General features: G+C 77.1%; 12 protein-coding genes. 7 read left to right on the top strand and 5 right to left on the bottom strand.

Going from position 1 to position 12,929, the window contains the following annotated elements:
- The first annotated feature begins 12 nt into the window (after positions 1-12).
- On the top strand, positions 13-579 hold the full coding sequence (locus tag ACI79Y_RS11835) for a hypothetical protein (RefSeq protein ID WP_457158673.1): 567 nt from the start codon (positions 13-15) through the stop codon (positions 577-579).
- Between the two features lie 17 nt (positions 580-596).
- Here ACI79Y_RS11835 and ACI79Y_RS11830 read toward each other — a convergent pair whose 3' ends face one another.
- A complete protein-coding gene (locus ACI79Y_RS11830) occupies positions 597-860 on the bottom strand; it encodes a helix-turn-helix domain-containing protein (protein ID WP_457158672.1) in 264 nt (87 codons plus the stop codon).
- A gap of 195 nt (positions 861-1,055) precedes the next feature.
- On the opposite strand from ACI79Y_RS11830, the gene ACI79Y_RS11825 reads away from it, so the two are divergent.
- The 4 genes from ACI79Y_RS11825 to ACI79Y_RS11810 all read left to right on the top strand — a co-directional run bounded on the left by ACI79Y_RS11825 (position 1,056) and on the right by ACI79Y_RS11810 (position 5,211).
- A complete protein-coding gene (locus ACI79Y_RS11825; RefSeq protein WP_457158671.1) occupies positions 1,056-1,799 on the top strand; it encodes an SAF domain-containing protein in 744 nt (247 codons plus the stop codon).
- A complete protein-coding gene (locus ACI79Y_RS11820) occupies positions 1,799-3,076 on the top strand; it encodes an AAA family ATPase (protein ID WP_457158670.1) in 1,278 nt (425 codons plus the stop codon). The genes ACI79Y_RS11825 and ACI79Y_RS11820 overlap by 1 nt, the downstream gene beginning before the upstream one ends.
- Positions 3,077-3,168: 92 nt before the next feature.
- The gene (locus ACI79Y_RS11815; protein ID WP_457158669.1) at positions 3,169-4,566 is read left to right on the top strand and encodes a WS/DGAT/MGAT family O-acyltransferase; all 1,398 of its coding nucleotides are present in this window, start codon (positions 3,169-3,171) and stop codon (positions 4,564-4,566) included.
- 132 nt (positions 4,567-4,698) lie between these two features.
- Positions 4,699-5,211, top strand: coding sequence for a DUF6912 family protein (locus tag ACI79Y_RS11810; protein ID WP_457140539.1), 513 nt, complete (start codon positions 4,699-4,701; stop codon positions 5,209-5,211).
- 13 nt (positions 5,212-5,224) lie between these two features.
- Here ACI79Y_RS11810 and ACI79Y_RS11805 read toward each other — a convergent pair whose 3' ends face one another.
- Entirely contained in the window at positions 5,225-9,394 is a 4,170-nt protein-coding gene (locus ACI79Y_RS11805) for an FtsK/SpoIIIE domain-containing protein (RefSeq protein WP_457158668.1), read from the bottom strand.
- A 152-nt stretch (positions 9,395-9,546) separates the two neighbouring features.
- Here ACI79Y_RS11805 and ACI79Y_RS11800 point away from each other — a divergent pair, with 152 nt between their 5' ends.
- Positions 9,547-9,840 (top strand): WXG100 family type VII secretion target, encoded by a 294-nt coding sequence (locus ACI79Y_RS11800; protein ID WP_457158667.1) that lies wholly within the window; start codon positions 9,547-9,549, stop codon positions 9,838-9,840.
- A 92-nt stretch (positions 9,841-9,932) separates the two neighbouring features.
- Here the strand turns inward: ACI79Y_RS11800 and ACI79Y_RS11795 are convergent, their stop codons facing one another.
- From ACI79Y_RS11795 to ACI79Y_RS11785, 3 genes are all read right to left on the bottom strand, one after another.
- Positions 9,933-10,862: an MFS transporter permease gene (locus ACI79Y_RS11795; protein WP_457158666.1), complete on the bottom strand. Its 930-nt coding sequence runs from the start codon at positions 10,860-10,862 to the stop codon at positions 9,933-9,935.
- Positions 10,859-11,347, bottom strand: a complete 489-nt coding sequence (locus ACI79Y_RS11790) for a hypothetical protein (protein ID WP_457158665.1) — start codon at positions 11,345-11,347, stop codon at positions 10,859-10,861. Before ACI79Y_RS11790 ends, ACI79Y_RS11795 begins: the two co-directional genes overlap by 4 nt.
- A 238-nt stretch (positions 11,348-11,585) precedes the next feature.
- Positions 11,586-12,023, bottom strand: coding sequence for an NUDIX domain-containing protein (locus tag ACI79Y_RS11785; RefSeq protein WP_457158664.1), 438 nt, complete (start codon positions 12,021-12,023; stop codon positions 11,586-11,588).
- A 105-nt stretch (positions 12,024-12,128) separates the two neighbouring features.
- Between ACI79Y_RS11785 and ACI79Y_RS11780 the strand changes: the two genes are divergently transcribed.
- Positions 12,129-12,752, top strand: coding sequence for a DUF6758 family protein (locus ACI79Y_RS11780; RefSeq protein ID WP_457158663.1), 624 nt, complete (start codon positions 12,129-12,131; stop codon positions 12,750-12,752).
- Positions 12,753-12,929: the final 177 nt, after the last annotated feature.

The raw sequence follows: 12,929 nt of genomic DNA, 5'->3' as shown, positions 1-12,929 counted from the left end.
TACGCTCGCGCCATGCGCTGGGAGCAGCTGTTCGCCGACCTCGAGGCGCAGGCCGCTGAGCAGGAGGCGGCCGAGCTCGACGCCGAGGCGGCGTCCCGGTCGCGGGCAGAGCTCGGCCGGGTGCAGTTGGCCGATCGGCTGCGCGGCGCGGTCGGCACCGAGGTGGCGCTGGCCTGTGCCGGGGTGGGTGAGCTCGCCGGACGGCTGGTCGAGGTGGGCGTCGACTGGCTGCTGTTGACCGACGTCCAGCAGCGGGAGCTGCTGGTGGCCACCCGCGCGGTCCGGGCCGTGAGCGGGCTGACGGCCGTGACCGTGGCGATCCCCGACGCCGGTGCGCCGTCCCGGCTGGACCTCCGCCGGGCGCTGCGTGGCCTGGCCCGCGATCGTGCGACGGTGCAGTGCCTGCTCGACGACGGAAGCGTCTTCGCCGGCACCGTCGACCGGGTGGGCGCCGACCACCTGGAGCTGGCCGAGCACGCGGTCGACCGCCCGCGCCGGCGGGGTGCGGTCAGCGGGGTGCGGGCGGTCGTGCTGGCGGCGGTGGTCGCCGTGCGCACCCTGCCGCCGGCGGTGGTCTGAGCCCGGAGCTCAGCCGGTCAGGAGGAGGAGTCGACCTGCGCGTCGTGCGCCGCGCTGTCGAGCGCCTCGGCGTCGGGCGCCTCCGGCTCGTCGGCACGCGCCTCGGCGTACTTCTGCTGGATGAAGCGCTCCAGCTCGTCCTTCTCCACCCGCCACTGGCCCCGCCCGCCGATCTGGATCGCGACGAGCTCCTTGCGGCGGACCATCGCGTAGGCCTGCGACCAGGAGACGTTGAGGATCTCCGCGACGTCGTCGAGGGTCCAGAACCGCTGGGTCGCCATGAGGTGGGTCGCTCTCCCGTCGAAGGTGGTCGCCAGTCTGTCAGTCGGGTGGTCCAGAGCTGCATCGTCCACCCGAACGTGTGGACAGCGGCTGCGCGGCCGGCGGTTCCTCGGTCATGATCTGCCTCCGCCGCACCGAGCGGTACTGCTCCGGACGCATCCCGTCCGGCCGTGACCCGGGGAGGACGACCAGGCATGAGCGCGCCGACCACCTCCGTGGCCCCCGGCGTCGGGTCGGCGCCGACCGGGCCGGTCGTCCGTCGTGTGCGCCCGCCGCGCTGGCTGGACCTGCGCCTCGTCCTCGGTGTCCTGCTGGTGCTCGGGTCGGTGCTAGTCGGGGCCCGTGTCGTCACCGCGGCTGACGCGACCGTGCCCGTGTGGTCGGCCGGCGCCGACCTGGCGGCGGGCACGGTGCTGACCGCCGCGGACCTGGTCTCGGTCCCGGTGCGGCTGGACGACGTCGCCGGCGCCTACCTGTCCGCGAGCACCCGCCCCGAGGGCCGGGTGCTCGCGCGGGCGGTCCGCGCCGGTGAGCTGGTGCCCAGGTCGGCGCTGGAGGAGGTGACCGGACAGGTCCAGCTGGCGCTGCCGGTCCAGGCCGGGTTCGTGCCGCCGGGGCTGTCCCGCGGTCAGCTGGTCGACGTCTACGCGGTGGCCGACCCGGCCGTGGGCGCCTCCCTCGAGACGGGGGGCGACGTGGACCTGGTGGTCGGCGCCGCACCGGTCCAGGCGGTGACCGGTCGGTCCGACGGCGTGCTGTCGGCCTCCACGAGCACCCTGCAGGTCGTGGTCACCGTCCCGACCGACGACGCCCCCGTGGTGCTGGCCGCCATCGGTGGCCGCGGGCTGGTCGTGGTCGTGCGCGACTCGGTCGACGCCGCTGCGGGAACAGCCACCTCCAGGGACGACGCCGCCGCCGACCGGGGACCGACCGGCTGATGGGGCTGCAGGTCTTCACCGCCGTCACCGGGGCGGCCTGGGAGTCCGAGCTGGTCGGTGCCCTGGACCGGGAGGACCACGGCGTCACCGTCGTCCGCCGGTGCGTCGACGTCGCCGACCTGCTCGCCGCGGCCAGCACCGGCACCGGCCAGGCCGCGCTGCTCTCCGCGGAGCTGCGGAGGCTGGACGGCGCGGCCGTGACCAGGCTGATCGCCGCCGGGGTCGCGGTGGTGGGGTTGGTCGAGCCCGGTGACCTGCGTGCCGGCGACCGGCTGCGCCAGCTCGGCGTCGAGCGGGTGCTGCCGGCCGACGCCCCGGCGGAGGAGATCGCGCGGGCGCTGCGTGCCGCGGTCGCCGGGGGTGTGCCGGCCGGCCGGGACGTCGCCGATCCGCGTGGGGCCCTCCGCCCGGCCGAGCCGGGGCGGGAGGAGCCGCCCCGGCCGTCCGGGCGTGGTCGGGTCGTCGCCGTCTGGGGTCCGACGGGAGCCCCGGGGCGGACCACGGTCGCGGTGGGCCTGGCCGACGAGGCAGCCCGGCTGGACGTGAGCACCCTGCTGGTGGACGCCGATGTCTACGGCGGCGTGGTCGCCCAGGTCCTCGGGCTGCTGGACGAGTCGCCGGGGGTGGCCGCTGCCGCGAGGCAGGCCGGCGCGGGCACCCTCGACGGCCCCGCGCTGTCCCGACTGGCCGGGGCGGTGGGGCCACGGCTGCGGGTGCTCACCGGGCTGGCGCGCGCCGACCGGTGGCCGGAGCTGCGTCCGCAGGCGCTCGCCGTGGTGCTGGAGGAGGCCCGGCGGCTGACCGCCCTGACCGTGGTCGACTGCGCGTTCTGCCTGGAGGAGGACGAGGAGCTGTCCTTCGACACGGCGGCGCCCCGGCGCAACGGCGCCACCCTGGCCGTGCTCGAGGCCGCCGACGAGGTGCTGTGCGTGAGCGGTGCCGACCCGGTGGCGCTGCAGCGGACGATCCGGGCGCTCGACGAGCTGCGTGAGGTGCTGCCCGAGGTCCACCCGAGGGTGGTCGTCAACCAGCTGCGCCGCGGCCCGGTGACCGGGGACCCGCGGCGGGAGGTCGCTGCGGCGCTGGCCCGCTTCACCGGCGCGGAGGTGGACTGCTTCCTCCCCGCGGACCGGCGGTCGACCGACGCCGCCCTGGCCGCGGGCCGGACGCTCGCCGAGGTGGCGCCCGGGTCTCCGCTGCGGGCCGCGCTGCGCGAGCTCGCCGCCGGCCTGAGCGGTGCGCCGGTGCCGGTGGGCCGCCGGCGCGCTCGCGGCTGAGCCGCCGGTCGGGGCGGATCCTGGGGGCACCCCCGACCGGGCGGCGGGCCACCCCGTAGGTTGGGGTGATCGTCAGTGAGGGGGGTCACGCCGTGGTTCAACGGCTCACCGCGCTGGACGCGTCCTTCCTGTACCTCGAGGAGCCGGCGACGCCCATGCACGTGGGTGGGGTGCTGGTGCTCGAGTGTCCCGACGGCGGGCTCGACCACGAGGCGCTCGTCGCGCTGGTCCGGGCCCGCCTGCCGCTCGTACCCCGCTACCGGCAGAAGGTGCTGGAGGTGCCCGGGCACCTGGCCAACCCGGCCTGGGTCGACGACCCGGACTTCGACATCAGCTACCACGTCCGGCGCTCTGCGCTGCCCCGCCCGGGCACCGAGGAGCAGTTGCTGGACCTGGTCGCCCGGCTGACCGCCCGACCGCTGGACCGCACCCGGCCGCTGTGGGAGATGTACCTGGTCGAGGGGCTGGCCGGTGACCGTACGGCGGTGGTGACCAAGACCCACCCGGCGCTGGTCGACGGGCTCGGCGCGATCGACATCGGGCAGGTCATCCTGGACCCCAGCCCGCACGCCGACGCCGGGACGGTGGCGGTGCCCGACGACTGGCGGCCCCGGCGCCCCCCGGGCCCGGCCGCGTTGGTCTGGGAGGCGGTCGAGGACTACCTGCAGCGGCCCTCGGCCGTGCTGGACACCGCCCGGACCGCGGTCGGTGACGTGCGGGCCACGGCCGCCCGCTGGGCCGGCGTGGCCACCGGCCTGCTGGCCGCCGCCGCCCGGACTGCGGTGTCGCCGGCTCCGGCCAGCCCGCTGAACGCGCCGATCGGCCGGCAGCGGCGGTTCGCCGTCGCCCGGGTGTCCCTGGCGGAACTGCGGGAGGTGCGCCGGTCCCTCGGCGGCACCATCAACGACGTGCTGCTCAGCACGGTCACCGGGGCACTGCGGGACTGGTTGCTGTCCCGCGGGGAGCCGGTGGTGGGCAGCACCGTGGTGCGGGCCCTGGTGCCGGTGTCGGTGCGCACCGACGACGACGCGGGCGGCAATCGGGTCTCCTCGTTGCTGGTGGACCTGCCGGTCGGGGAGCCGAACCCGCGGGTGCGCCTGGCCCGGATCAGCTACGCCATGCGCGGGCTGGCGCCCCGCGGCCAGTCGGTGGGCGCCGACACGCTCAGCGCGCTGTCCGGCTTCGCCCCGCCGACGCTGCACGCCCTCGGCGCCCGCGCCGCCAGCGGGCTGTCCCGGCGGCTGTTCAACCTCGTGGTCACCAACGTCCCCGGACCACAGGTGCCGCTGTACGCCGGCGGGGCCCGGATGGTCGAGGTCTTCCCGGTGGTGCCGCTGGTCCGCGGTCAGGGCCTGGCCATCGGCCTGACCAGTTACGACGGCACCGTGTACGTCGGCCTGAACGCCGACCGGGACAGCGTCAGCGACGTCGAGGTGCTCGCCGACCTCATCGAGCAGGAGGTCGGCGACCTGCGCGGGGCCGCCAGCTGAGGGAGGACCTCCTTCCCACTCCTCGCAGGCCCTCCGGGAGGTGGCCGGACCGGCTGCTCTCGCCTGCCGGGGAACGGTGCGCGCGGCCGGCGACGTTACGGTCGCTGTTCCACGACTGAGGAGGCGACCCGGGTGCGCGTGTACGTGCCGGCCACGACGACCGTCCTGCGACGGCTGCTGGACGACGGCCGACTGGAGGGGCCGCTGACGGTGTTCGCCGTCACGCCGCAGCTGCGCAGCCACTACGAGCTCAGCGACGGTCTCAGCGACGACGAGGAGCTGGAGTACGCCGCGCTGCTCGCCGCGGCCCGAGCCAGCCTCCGGCTGATCGACGTCGACCCGGCCGCCGCCCGGCGCCGGGTGGTGCTGGCCGCCGACGTGCCCGACGCCTCGCTGACCCCGATCGAGGACCCCGCCGCTGATCCCGGGGCCGCGCGGACCACCGCTGCCGTCGCCCTGGCGGACGTGGCCAGTGCGCACCTCGACGTGGCCGAGGCCGAGGCGGACGTCGCGGCCGCGGTCGCCGTGGTGCTGGAGGCGGACCTGGGCAGTGACGAGGCGCAGTTCACCGTGGACCAGGCCGAGGGCCACGAGCTCGCCTGGTACGCCACGCAGGAGATCGGGCCGGCGCTCGAGCTGCTCTGACCGCCGCGCCGGGTCATGCCGCCTCGCGCGGGTTCCGGCGCCGTGCGACCTGCACCCGCGTCGGCTCGCCGCGGACGAGCAGCCACCCGGAGCCGGGCCGGGCCGGCAGGGGCGTGCGCGGGACGCGCAGTCCGAGCAGTTCGGCGTCGCCGGGGCCCGGACGCAGCAGCAGTGCGGTGCGGGAACGGCGCAGCGCGGCCACCGGCCCGCGGAAGCTCCCGGCCAGCTCGGCCGGGCTGCCGGCCGCGATGACGAGCACGGCACCCGAGGCGGGTGCGTCGCCCGCGGGGCTCCCGGCCGGTGCGCCGCCCGCGACCGCGAGCGCGTCGGCCACCGCGTCGGGCAGCGAGGTGACGTCGTCGGCCAGCACCACTCTGGCGCCGGGGCCCGGCTCGGCGAGCCAGGCCCGCAACCCGGTCACATCGCCGCGGTCCACCCGGTCCACCCGGTGCTCCTGGCTGTCGTGGTCGTCGCCCGGGGGCGTCGCCGCCAGTTCGAGCACCCGGGCGCCGCCGGCGCGGCAGTGCCGGCCGAAGGCGCGCACCGCCTCGCTGCGGCCGCTCCCGGGCGGACCGACGACGAGCAGCCCACCGCCTGCCCCGAGGTCGACCCCGGTCACCTGCCCCTCGTCGCCACCGGGGCCCACGGGGAGCCAGCGGTACCTCGCGTCCGGGAACGGCAGCGGCAGCTCGGGGTCGGCAGGCAGGTCGGTGACCCGTACCGGGGCGGAGCCGCCGGTGCCCGGCGGCCAGGCCCGGACGGTGTCCCGGGGCGACGCCAGCTGGCACTCCACGGCGTCCTCACCCACCAGCGCCCGGCCCGGGGGGCGGTGTTCGGGAACCGCGCGGGCGGGCACCCCGGCGACCGCGTAGTCGGTGCGGTCCGGCAGTGGCAGGACCAGACGCTCCCGCACCGCACTGGCCAGCCTGCTCCCGGGCACCGCCCGATCGGCCGTCAGGGCGACGGTCAGCCCCACCGCACCGCCTTCCCGGCACAGGCGGATGAGATCGGCGGCGCCGCCCGTGGGGTCGCCGCTCTCGAGCTCGGCGGCGAGGCTGTCGTAGCCGTCGACCAGCAGGAGGACGAGCGGCTGGTCCGGCGGGTCGCCGGCACGCCGGCGCTCCAGCTCCGCCGCCAGCCGGTGCAGCAGCCGACCACTGCGGTGCGGGTCGCCGCGCCTCACCACGGTGCCGGTGTGCGGCAGCTCCGCGGCCCGCGTGGCCACCGCGCCGCCGCCGTGGTCGAGCACGTGGACGTGCAGCTCATCGGGGGAGAGCTGCGCTGCCGCCTCGGTCAGCACCGTCTCCAGCGCGGTGCTCCGCCCACTGCGCGGCCCACCCACCGCCAGCCAGCCGCCACCGGCGGCGAGGTCCATTTCCAGAGGCGGTTGCACCTGCCGGTCGGGGACGTCGAGCAGGCCGATCCGGAGGACCGTCGGGCTGGCCGTGGCCCGGTCGGTGGGCAGGTCGGCGACGGTGAGCCGGCTGGGCAGCGGGGGCAGCCAGGGACGCTGGGGCAGCTGCAGCCCCTCTCCGATCGCCCGCCGACCGACGGCGGCGGCGATCCGGGCGAGGTCGGTGGTGCCGTCGGTGCGGCCCCCTCCTGCGACCGGTGCGGACTGCGGTGGCCAGGCCCGCCGGCGGACGTGGACCTCCGGCCCCGCCGGTGCCGGTGTGGAGACCCGGGCGACCTGGAGGAGGACCGGTGCCGCGCCGCCGGCCCGCAGCCACGCCCGACCGGGGCGGTCGGCGGGCAGCTGGGCGGGCAGTGCGCTGCCGAGCACGTCGCGGGCCTCTGCCTCGTCGGTGGTGCGCAGGCAGATCCGCAGGGAGCAGTTGGCCCGGATCTCCGGGCTCACCACCCCGGAGGGGCGTTGGGTGGCGAGGACCAGGTGCACCCCCAGGGAACGACCGCGCTGCGCGATGCCCACCAGTCCGCTGACGAAGCCGGGCAGGTCCTCCACCAGGGTGGCGAACTCGTCGACCACGATGACCAGCCGGGCCAGCGCCACCTCGTCGGGCAGGCCATCGACGTCCCGGGCGCCGTGGGCGGCGAGCAGCCGCTCCCGGCGGGTGAGCTCGGCGGCCAGGGACCGCAGCGCTCGCGCGGTCGACTGGTGGTCCAGGTCGGTGAGCACCCCGACGGTGTGCGGCATCGCGGCGGCCTCGGCGAAGGCCGCGCCGCCCTTGTAGTCGACCAGCAGGAGGCTGCAGCGGTCCGGTGGGTGGTGCAGCGCCAGGCCGGCGACGAGGGTCTGCAGCAGCTCGGACTTCCCCGACCCGGTCGTGCCCGCGACGAGCGCGTGCGGCCCCTGGGCCACGAGGTCCAGGGTCAGCGGGCCGCGGGCGGTGGCGCCGAGGGTGGCCGTCAGCCGGGTGCGCGACCGGTCCCAGTCAGGGGTGGGCTCGTCGCCGGTCTGCCCGGGGGGTGCGCAGAGCTCGAGCAGCCGGGCGCTGTCGGGGATCCCGGAGCCGTCGGCCGGCGCGGTGAGAGCGGCCAGCGTGCGGGCCAGTGTCGCCGCCGTCGTCTCCTGCACCCCGTCCAGGGTGATCGGGCGGCCGGGGGTGCCGGGCAGCACCAGCCGGCCGGCCGAACCGGTCTCGCCGGTGACGGTCAGATGCGCACCGGACGCCGACCCCGGCCGGTCGGTGAGCTCGAGCACGGCCACGCGCGGCGCACCGGCCACCAGCGCAGCCCGCGCCTCTGCGTTCATGGGGCCGTCGACCACGACGAGGGTCCGGCCACCGGCGTCGCCGCCCCGGTCACCGCCTGCGCCGCCGGTCGGGGACGGGTCGGGCCGGTCGCCCGTGGAGAGCCCGGCCGGGTGGACCCCGCCCAGCTGGGGCAGCCAGCGGACCCACGCCCAGTCGGCGAGTCGGGCCGGGTCGCAGACCAGCTCGAGGGACAGGGCGCCAGGCGGGCTGAGTGCGGCCAGTTGGCACACGAGTGCCCGTGCCGTGCCCAGGACGGCCGGCCGCGGACCGGAGAGCGTCAGACCGCCGCAGGAGCCGAGGTCCAGGGTGACCGGGACGGCGTCGGCCGGCGCCGCGGACCGCCCGCCGTCCGGGCCGGAGACGGTCACCGCCGTGGGGCCGGGGCCGGTGCCCAGGCGCACCACCCAGGCGGACGGGTCGTGCGCGCCGCGGGACCACAGCGGTGAGACCCGCCGCCGCGCCGCGGCGACCAGCCGGGCGACGTCGGGGTGGCGCTCCTCCTGGCCGGCCACGTCCGCGGTGACCGCGGCAGCCAGCTCGAGCTCCGCCCGGGCCAGCGCGACCGCGTGCTCGGCGCGGGCCCGCCGGCCGGCCCGGCGGCCGGCGAGCCGGTCGGACCACCAGCCGGCCACCGCCACCGCCGGGCTGAGGAGGGCGAAGAACAGGAACGCCGGGGTGTCGAGCAGCCAGGCCATCGCGACGCCGCCGACCGCGGGCAGGGACACCGCCACCCAGCTCAGGCGCCGGCTCGGCGGGTCGGCCGGCGGGGCGGGCAGCTCGACGGTGACCGGGACGGCCGGCGGCGGGGTGCCCGTGAGGGGACGCACCACCAGCCGTCCCGCGCCGGTGTCCCGGCTCTCCAGCGGGGAGCCCGCGGGCCCGGTCAGTCGGAGGGTGGTGGCACCCAGCCGGATCGCCTCGCCCACCGGCCAGGTCGTCTCGGCGGAGCCCAGCGGGACGGCGCCCTGCCGCGTGGTCAGCACCGTGCCGTTCGAGGAACCGAGGTCGGCGACGGTCACCCGCCCCTCGGCGACGGTGACGGCGGCATGCCGGCGGGACACGTCCGGGTCGTCCAGGTTCAGCCCGCACGTCGAACTCCGGCCCACGACGAGCCGCCCGCGCTCCAGCGGCAGGCTGCGTCCGGCGTCGGGCCCACCGACGACCTGCAGCTCCAGTGCGCCGGCGCCCTCCGCGGCCGGGTCCCGCGGGGCAGGCCGGCCCCAGCCCAGCACCGCGGCGTGGTGCAGCTCGGGGATCGACAGCGGTGTACCGCCGGGCAGCTCCGTCGAGCTGGACCACAGCGGGCCGGCCGGCGGACCCAGCTCGGCGGCGAGGGCGGGCAGGACGTCGTCCAGCACGGCGTCCTCAGGCGCGGAGACCTCGACGTCGACGGCGCCCCGGGCTGTCTGCAGCGTCCAGCTGCGGCGGGTCGTCCGCGCCCCGCCCGGGGCGCCGGCTGAGGTGGGCACCGGGGGATCGTGCCGCTTCCGGATGGCCCGTGGCGCCGGCCCGGCGGATCTGTGGACAGCGCCGGAGGCTGTGGACGACGGACGACGCCGACCGGCCCGGCCACCTAGCGTCCTGCTCCACCCGGGAGGTGCCCGGGTCAGGAGGAGGAACCGTGAAGATCGACATCGCGACGCTGCAGGGGATGGCCGGCCGCTGCCAGGCCGAGGCCGGGGAGACCACGGCGCGGCACACGGCGTTGTCCGCCGGGATCAACACCTCGGTGCTCGAGGGGTGGACCGACAGCCAGGCGGCGGTGCAGTTCACCGAGCTCTACGAGAAGTGGCGGCTGTCCAGCCAGGGGCTGAGCGAGGCGCTGACCGGGATGGGGCAGCTGCTCACCAACGTCGCGGCCGCCTACCAGCAGCACGAGGCGGAGATGGCCGCCCGGATCGGCGCGATGATCTGAGTGCCGCGGTCTGAGGTGCCCGGGGTCTGAGGTGCCCGGGGTCTGAGGTGCCCGCGGTCTGAGGTGCCGGGTGCCGCCGCACCCGGCGCCGGTCAGTTCCGGGCGGGAGCCGGCACCGGTGCGGCGGGCCGGTCGGGGGTCGTGTCCCGGCGGCGGGCGGTGAGCCGCTCCCAAGGCAGGATCGACAGGATCGCGATGCAGTGCGGCAGGAAGATGATCCCGACGCCGGCGTAGACCATCACGTGGAAGCCGAGCAGGAAGAGCACCAGGCCGATCCGGGCCCGGTCGGTGCGCACCAGCAGGATCAGCGGTGCGGCCAGCTCGACCACGATCATCACCCACTGCGCCGCCGGCAGCAGCCAGGCCACGTCCAGCGTCCACATCGACAGGTCCGTGCCGCGGCGCAGCACGGCGCGGGTGAGCGTCGACCCGGTGGCCCAGTCCCAGCCCCCGAACCGGATCTTCGCCCAGGCGGCGAGGAAGTAGGTGAGCATCACGGTGACCAGCACGGCGGCCATCGCGAAGCCGGCGGCCTCCGAGGAGCGGCGGTCCCGGAACCGCGCCGCCCCGATGGTGGGCAGCACGGCGAGGGCGACCAGGAAGGCGATCCGGTCGTGGTCGACCTTCCCGTAGCTCATCGCGATCACCATCCACTCCATGTAGAGGAGGAAGACGGCGAAGCCCAGCAGCCGGGGCGCGCGGCCGGTGGCGGCGGCCACCGCGGCGAGCACCAGCGCCCACTGCACGACCACCACGACGGTGTGCGTCGGAGTGGGCAGGTGCAGCAGCCGGCCGATCAGCAGCGGCGCGTACCAGTCGGTGGGCACGTCGGCGTGCGCGCGCACCCAGGCGGTGGTGAGGAGGACGTCGACCGGGATGAACAGGTAGGCGATCGCCCGGAAGACCGCGATCCGGGCCAGCGGCACCGGGCGGAACCACCAGCGCGGGGTGCCGGGGACGGCCGGCGCCTCCTCGGGGCGCACCGGCGCCGCGGTGGGCGGGGTGGTGGCCGCGGTGCTCACTCGCCGTCCTCCAGCTGGTGCTCGATCAGGACCCGGTCGCTGACCTCGCCGGTCCGCTGGCCGTCGGAGAGCTCGAAGCGGCGTTGCACGACCTGCACCTCCACCAGCTCCTCGGCATCGGGGTGGCGCTCGGCGTAGGAGTCGGCGAGGAGCCCCAGCAGCGAGGGGTCGCGGTGGATGCGGGGGAGCTGCCCCTCGAACTCCGCCCGGCGCAGGCCGACCTCCCCACCGGACAGCCGCACCTCCGTGCCGGCCGTGGTCAGCCCGACCACCCGGGTGGAGGTCACCGGGGTGTCCGGGTTCGCGCGGGTCGAGTACATCCGGAACGGGCCGAAGGGGAACGCGTCGTCGTCGCCCCAGACGGTGCCGGCCAGCAGCAGCGCCAGCACCACCGTCGCGGCGGCGAGCCGGGCACGCCGTCCGGCCGGTGTCAGCCGCACCACCTCGCCCTCGGCGGGGAGGTCGGGAGCGGACTGCAGGCGCACCGGACCATCGTAGGAGCGGCGCCCGTCCGGACGGGTCATCGTCACCCCGCGCGGGCAACTCCCGTTCCGCGTGTGGAACGGGGTTCGCCTGTGGCGCCCGGGTCCCGTCGTCGCGAGCTGACGGTCGGGAGCCGAGCGCATGCAGTCCGGCCGGTACCGCGAGGAGTTCGTGGTGCCCGAGCGGGGCAGCGCGGCGGCGAGCACCCCGGCCGTCCGGAGCCGGTCCGCCGGTGACCGGTCACCGGTGGGGGAGCAGACCCCAGCCGGCCAGGGCCGCGACGACGCCGGGCGCCATCCGGCCGGCGGCCGCCAGCGCGGCCAGGCCGGCGGCGTCGACGAACGCCACCTCGGTGGCGTCGTCGCCGGCCACCGGCACCTGGCCGTCACCGGCCAGGTCGCAGGTCCAGTCGGTCACGGTGAACAGCACGCCGTCGCCGGGGATGCGCACCCGCCCGGCGACCGCGACCGGTCGCACCCGCAGCCCGGTCTCCTCGTGGGTCTCGCGCACCACCGCGTCCGGCTCGCTCTCGCCGGGCTCCACCCGGCCACCCGGCACCGACCACAGCCCCGCGCTCGGGGCGTGCCCGCGCCGGATCAGCAGCAGCCGGCCCGCGGCGTCGTGCACGACCGCGCCCACGCAGGGCACCTCCGGGACGGCGACCTCGAGCTCGGGCACGCCCGCAGGCTACGGCGGTGTGCACGGCCCCCGGGCGGGCGACCGCGACACCGCCGGGGGGCCGACGCTTGACGAAACCGCGTCGGGGACCGACGGTGAGCGGCGATGAGCGTCTCCCCGGTGTGCCCCCGATGCGGCGAGGCGCTGGTGGTGAAGCCCGGCTCCACCGCCGAGGGCTGGTGCCACCTGCACGCGGCGGTCACCCCGCTGCACCACACCGCGGTGGTCGCGCACGACGCCATCACCGCCGTCTGCGCCGACGCCCGGGTGCCGGCCTGGGTGCCCGACCCGATGCCACCGGGCTGGGCGGTCACCGGTCTGGCCTGGGGCGGTGAGCCCGGCGCCCGGGCGATCGTGGTCGCCTGCGCCGGCCCCGGCCCGCTGGGCGAGGCCGCGGAGGTGGTGCTGGTCGCCGAGGAGCCGGGCACGGGGCTGGGCTGCGGGTACGCCGGGCTCCCCGGCGTCGATCCCGGTGAGCTGATCGACGGCCCGTCCACGGCGGCCGTCCGCGCCGCCGGGCAGCGGGCGCCGCTGTGGGCCGTGCCCACCAGGGACGACCGGGCCGCGTTCGTCGGCGAGGCCTACGGGGTGTGGCTGTGGCTGGTGACCTGGCCGTCGTCGGCCGCCTGGCTGCTGGCCGAGGATCCGGCGCTGCTGGACCTGCGCGAGCGGGTCTACCCCGACCTCCCGCTGGGCCCGCCGACGGAGCGGCTGCTCCCCGGGCGCTGAGCGGGAGCGCTCCTCGGGCCCGCCGGCAAGCCCGACCCGCCGGCGGGATCCGACGATTCGCCGCCCCCCGGCGTGGCGGCTGGTGTTGCCCGTGGGACTGCTGTTACCCATGGGGCGCGGTCGAGCAGGCCGTGGTGAGTCGTGCCGTCGTCCGTGCACTGCGGCGCTCGGAGACCC

The sequence above is a fragment of the Modestobacter sp. SYSU DS0875 genome (genome assembly GCF_054050915.1).
Note: the sequence above shows the minus strand (reverse complement) of the source record. Positions and strands in the feature narration are given on the sequence as shown.

Excerpts from the sequence above, each read along its gene's own strand:
- ACI79Y_RS11820 (WP_457158670.1), top strand. The coding sequence starts at position 1,799 with ATGGGGCTGCAGGTCTTCACCGCCGTCACCGGGGCGGCCTGGGAGTCC.
- ACI79Y_RS11825 (WP_457158671.1), top strand. The coding sequence starts at position 1,056 with ATGAGCGCGCCGACCACCTCCGTGGCCCCCGGCGTCGGGTCGGCGCCG.
- ACI79Y_RS11830 (WP_457158672.1), bottom strand. The coding sequence starts at position 860 with ATGGCGACCCAGCGGTTCTGGACCCTCGACGACGTCGCGGAGATCCTC.
- ACI79Y_RS11780 (WP_457158663.1), top strand. The coding sequence starts at position 12,129 with ATGAGCGTCTCCCCGGTGTGCCCCCGATGCGGCGAGGCGCTGGTGGTG.
- ACI79Y_RS11835 (WP_457158673.1), top strand. The coding sequence starts at position 13 with ATGCGCTGGGAGCAGCTGTTCGCCGACCTCGAGGCGCAGGCCGCTGAG.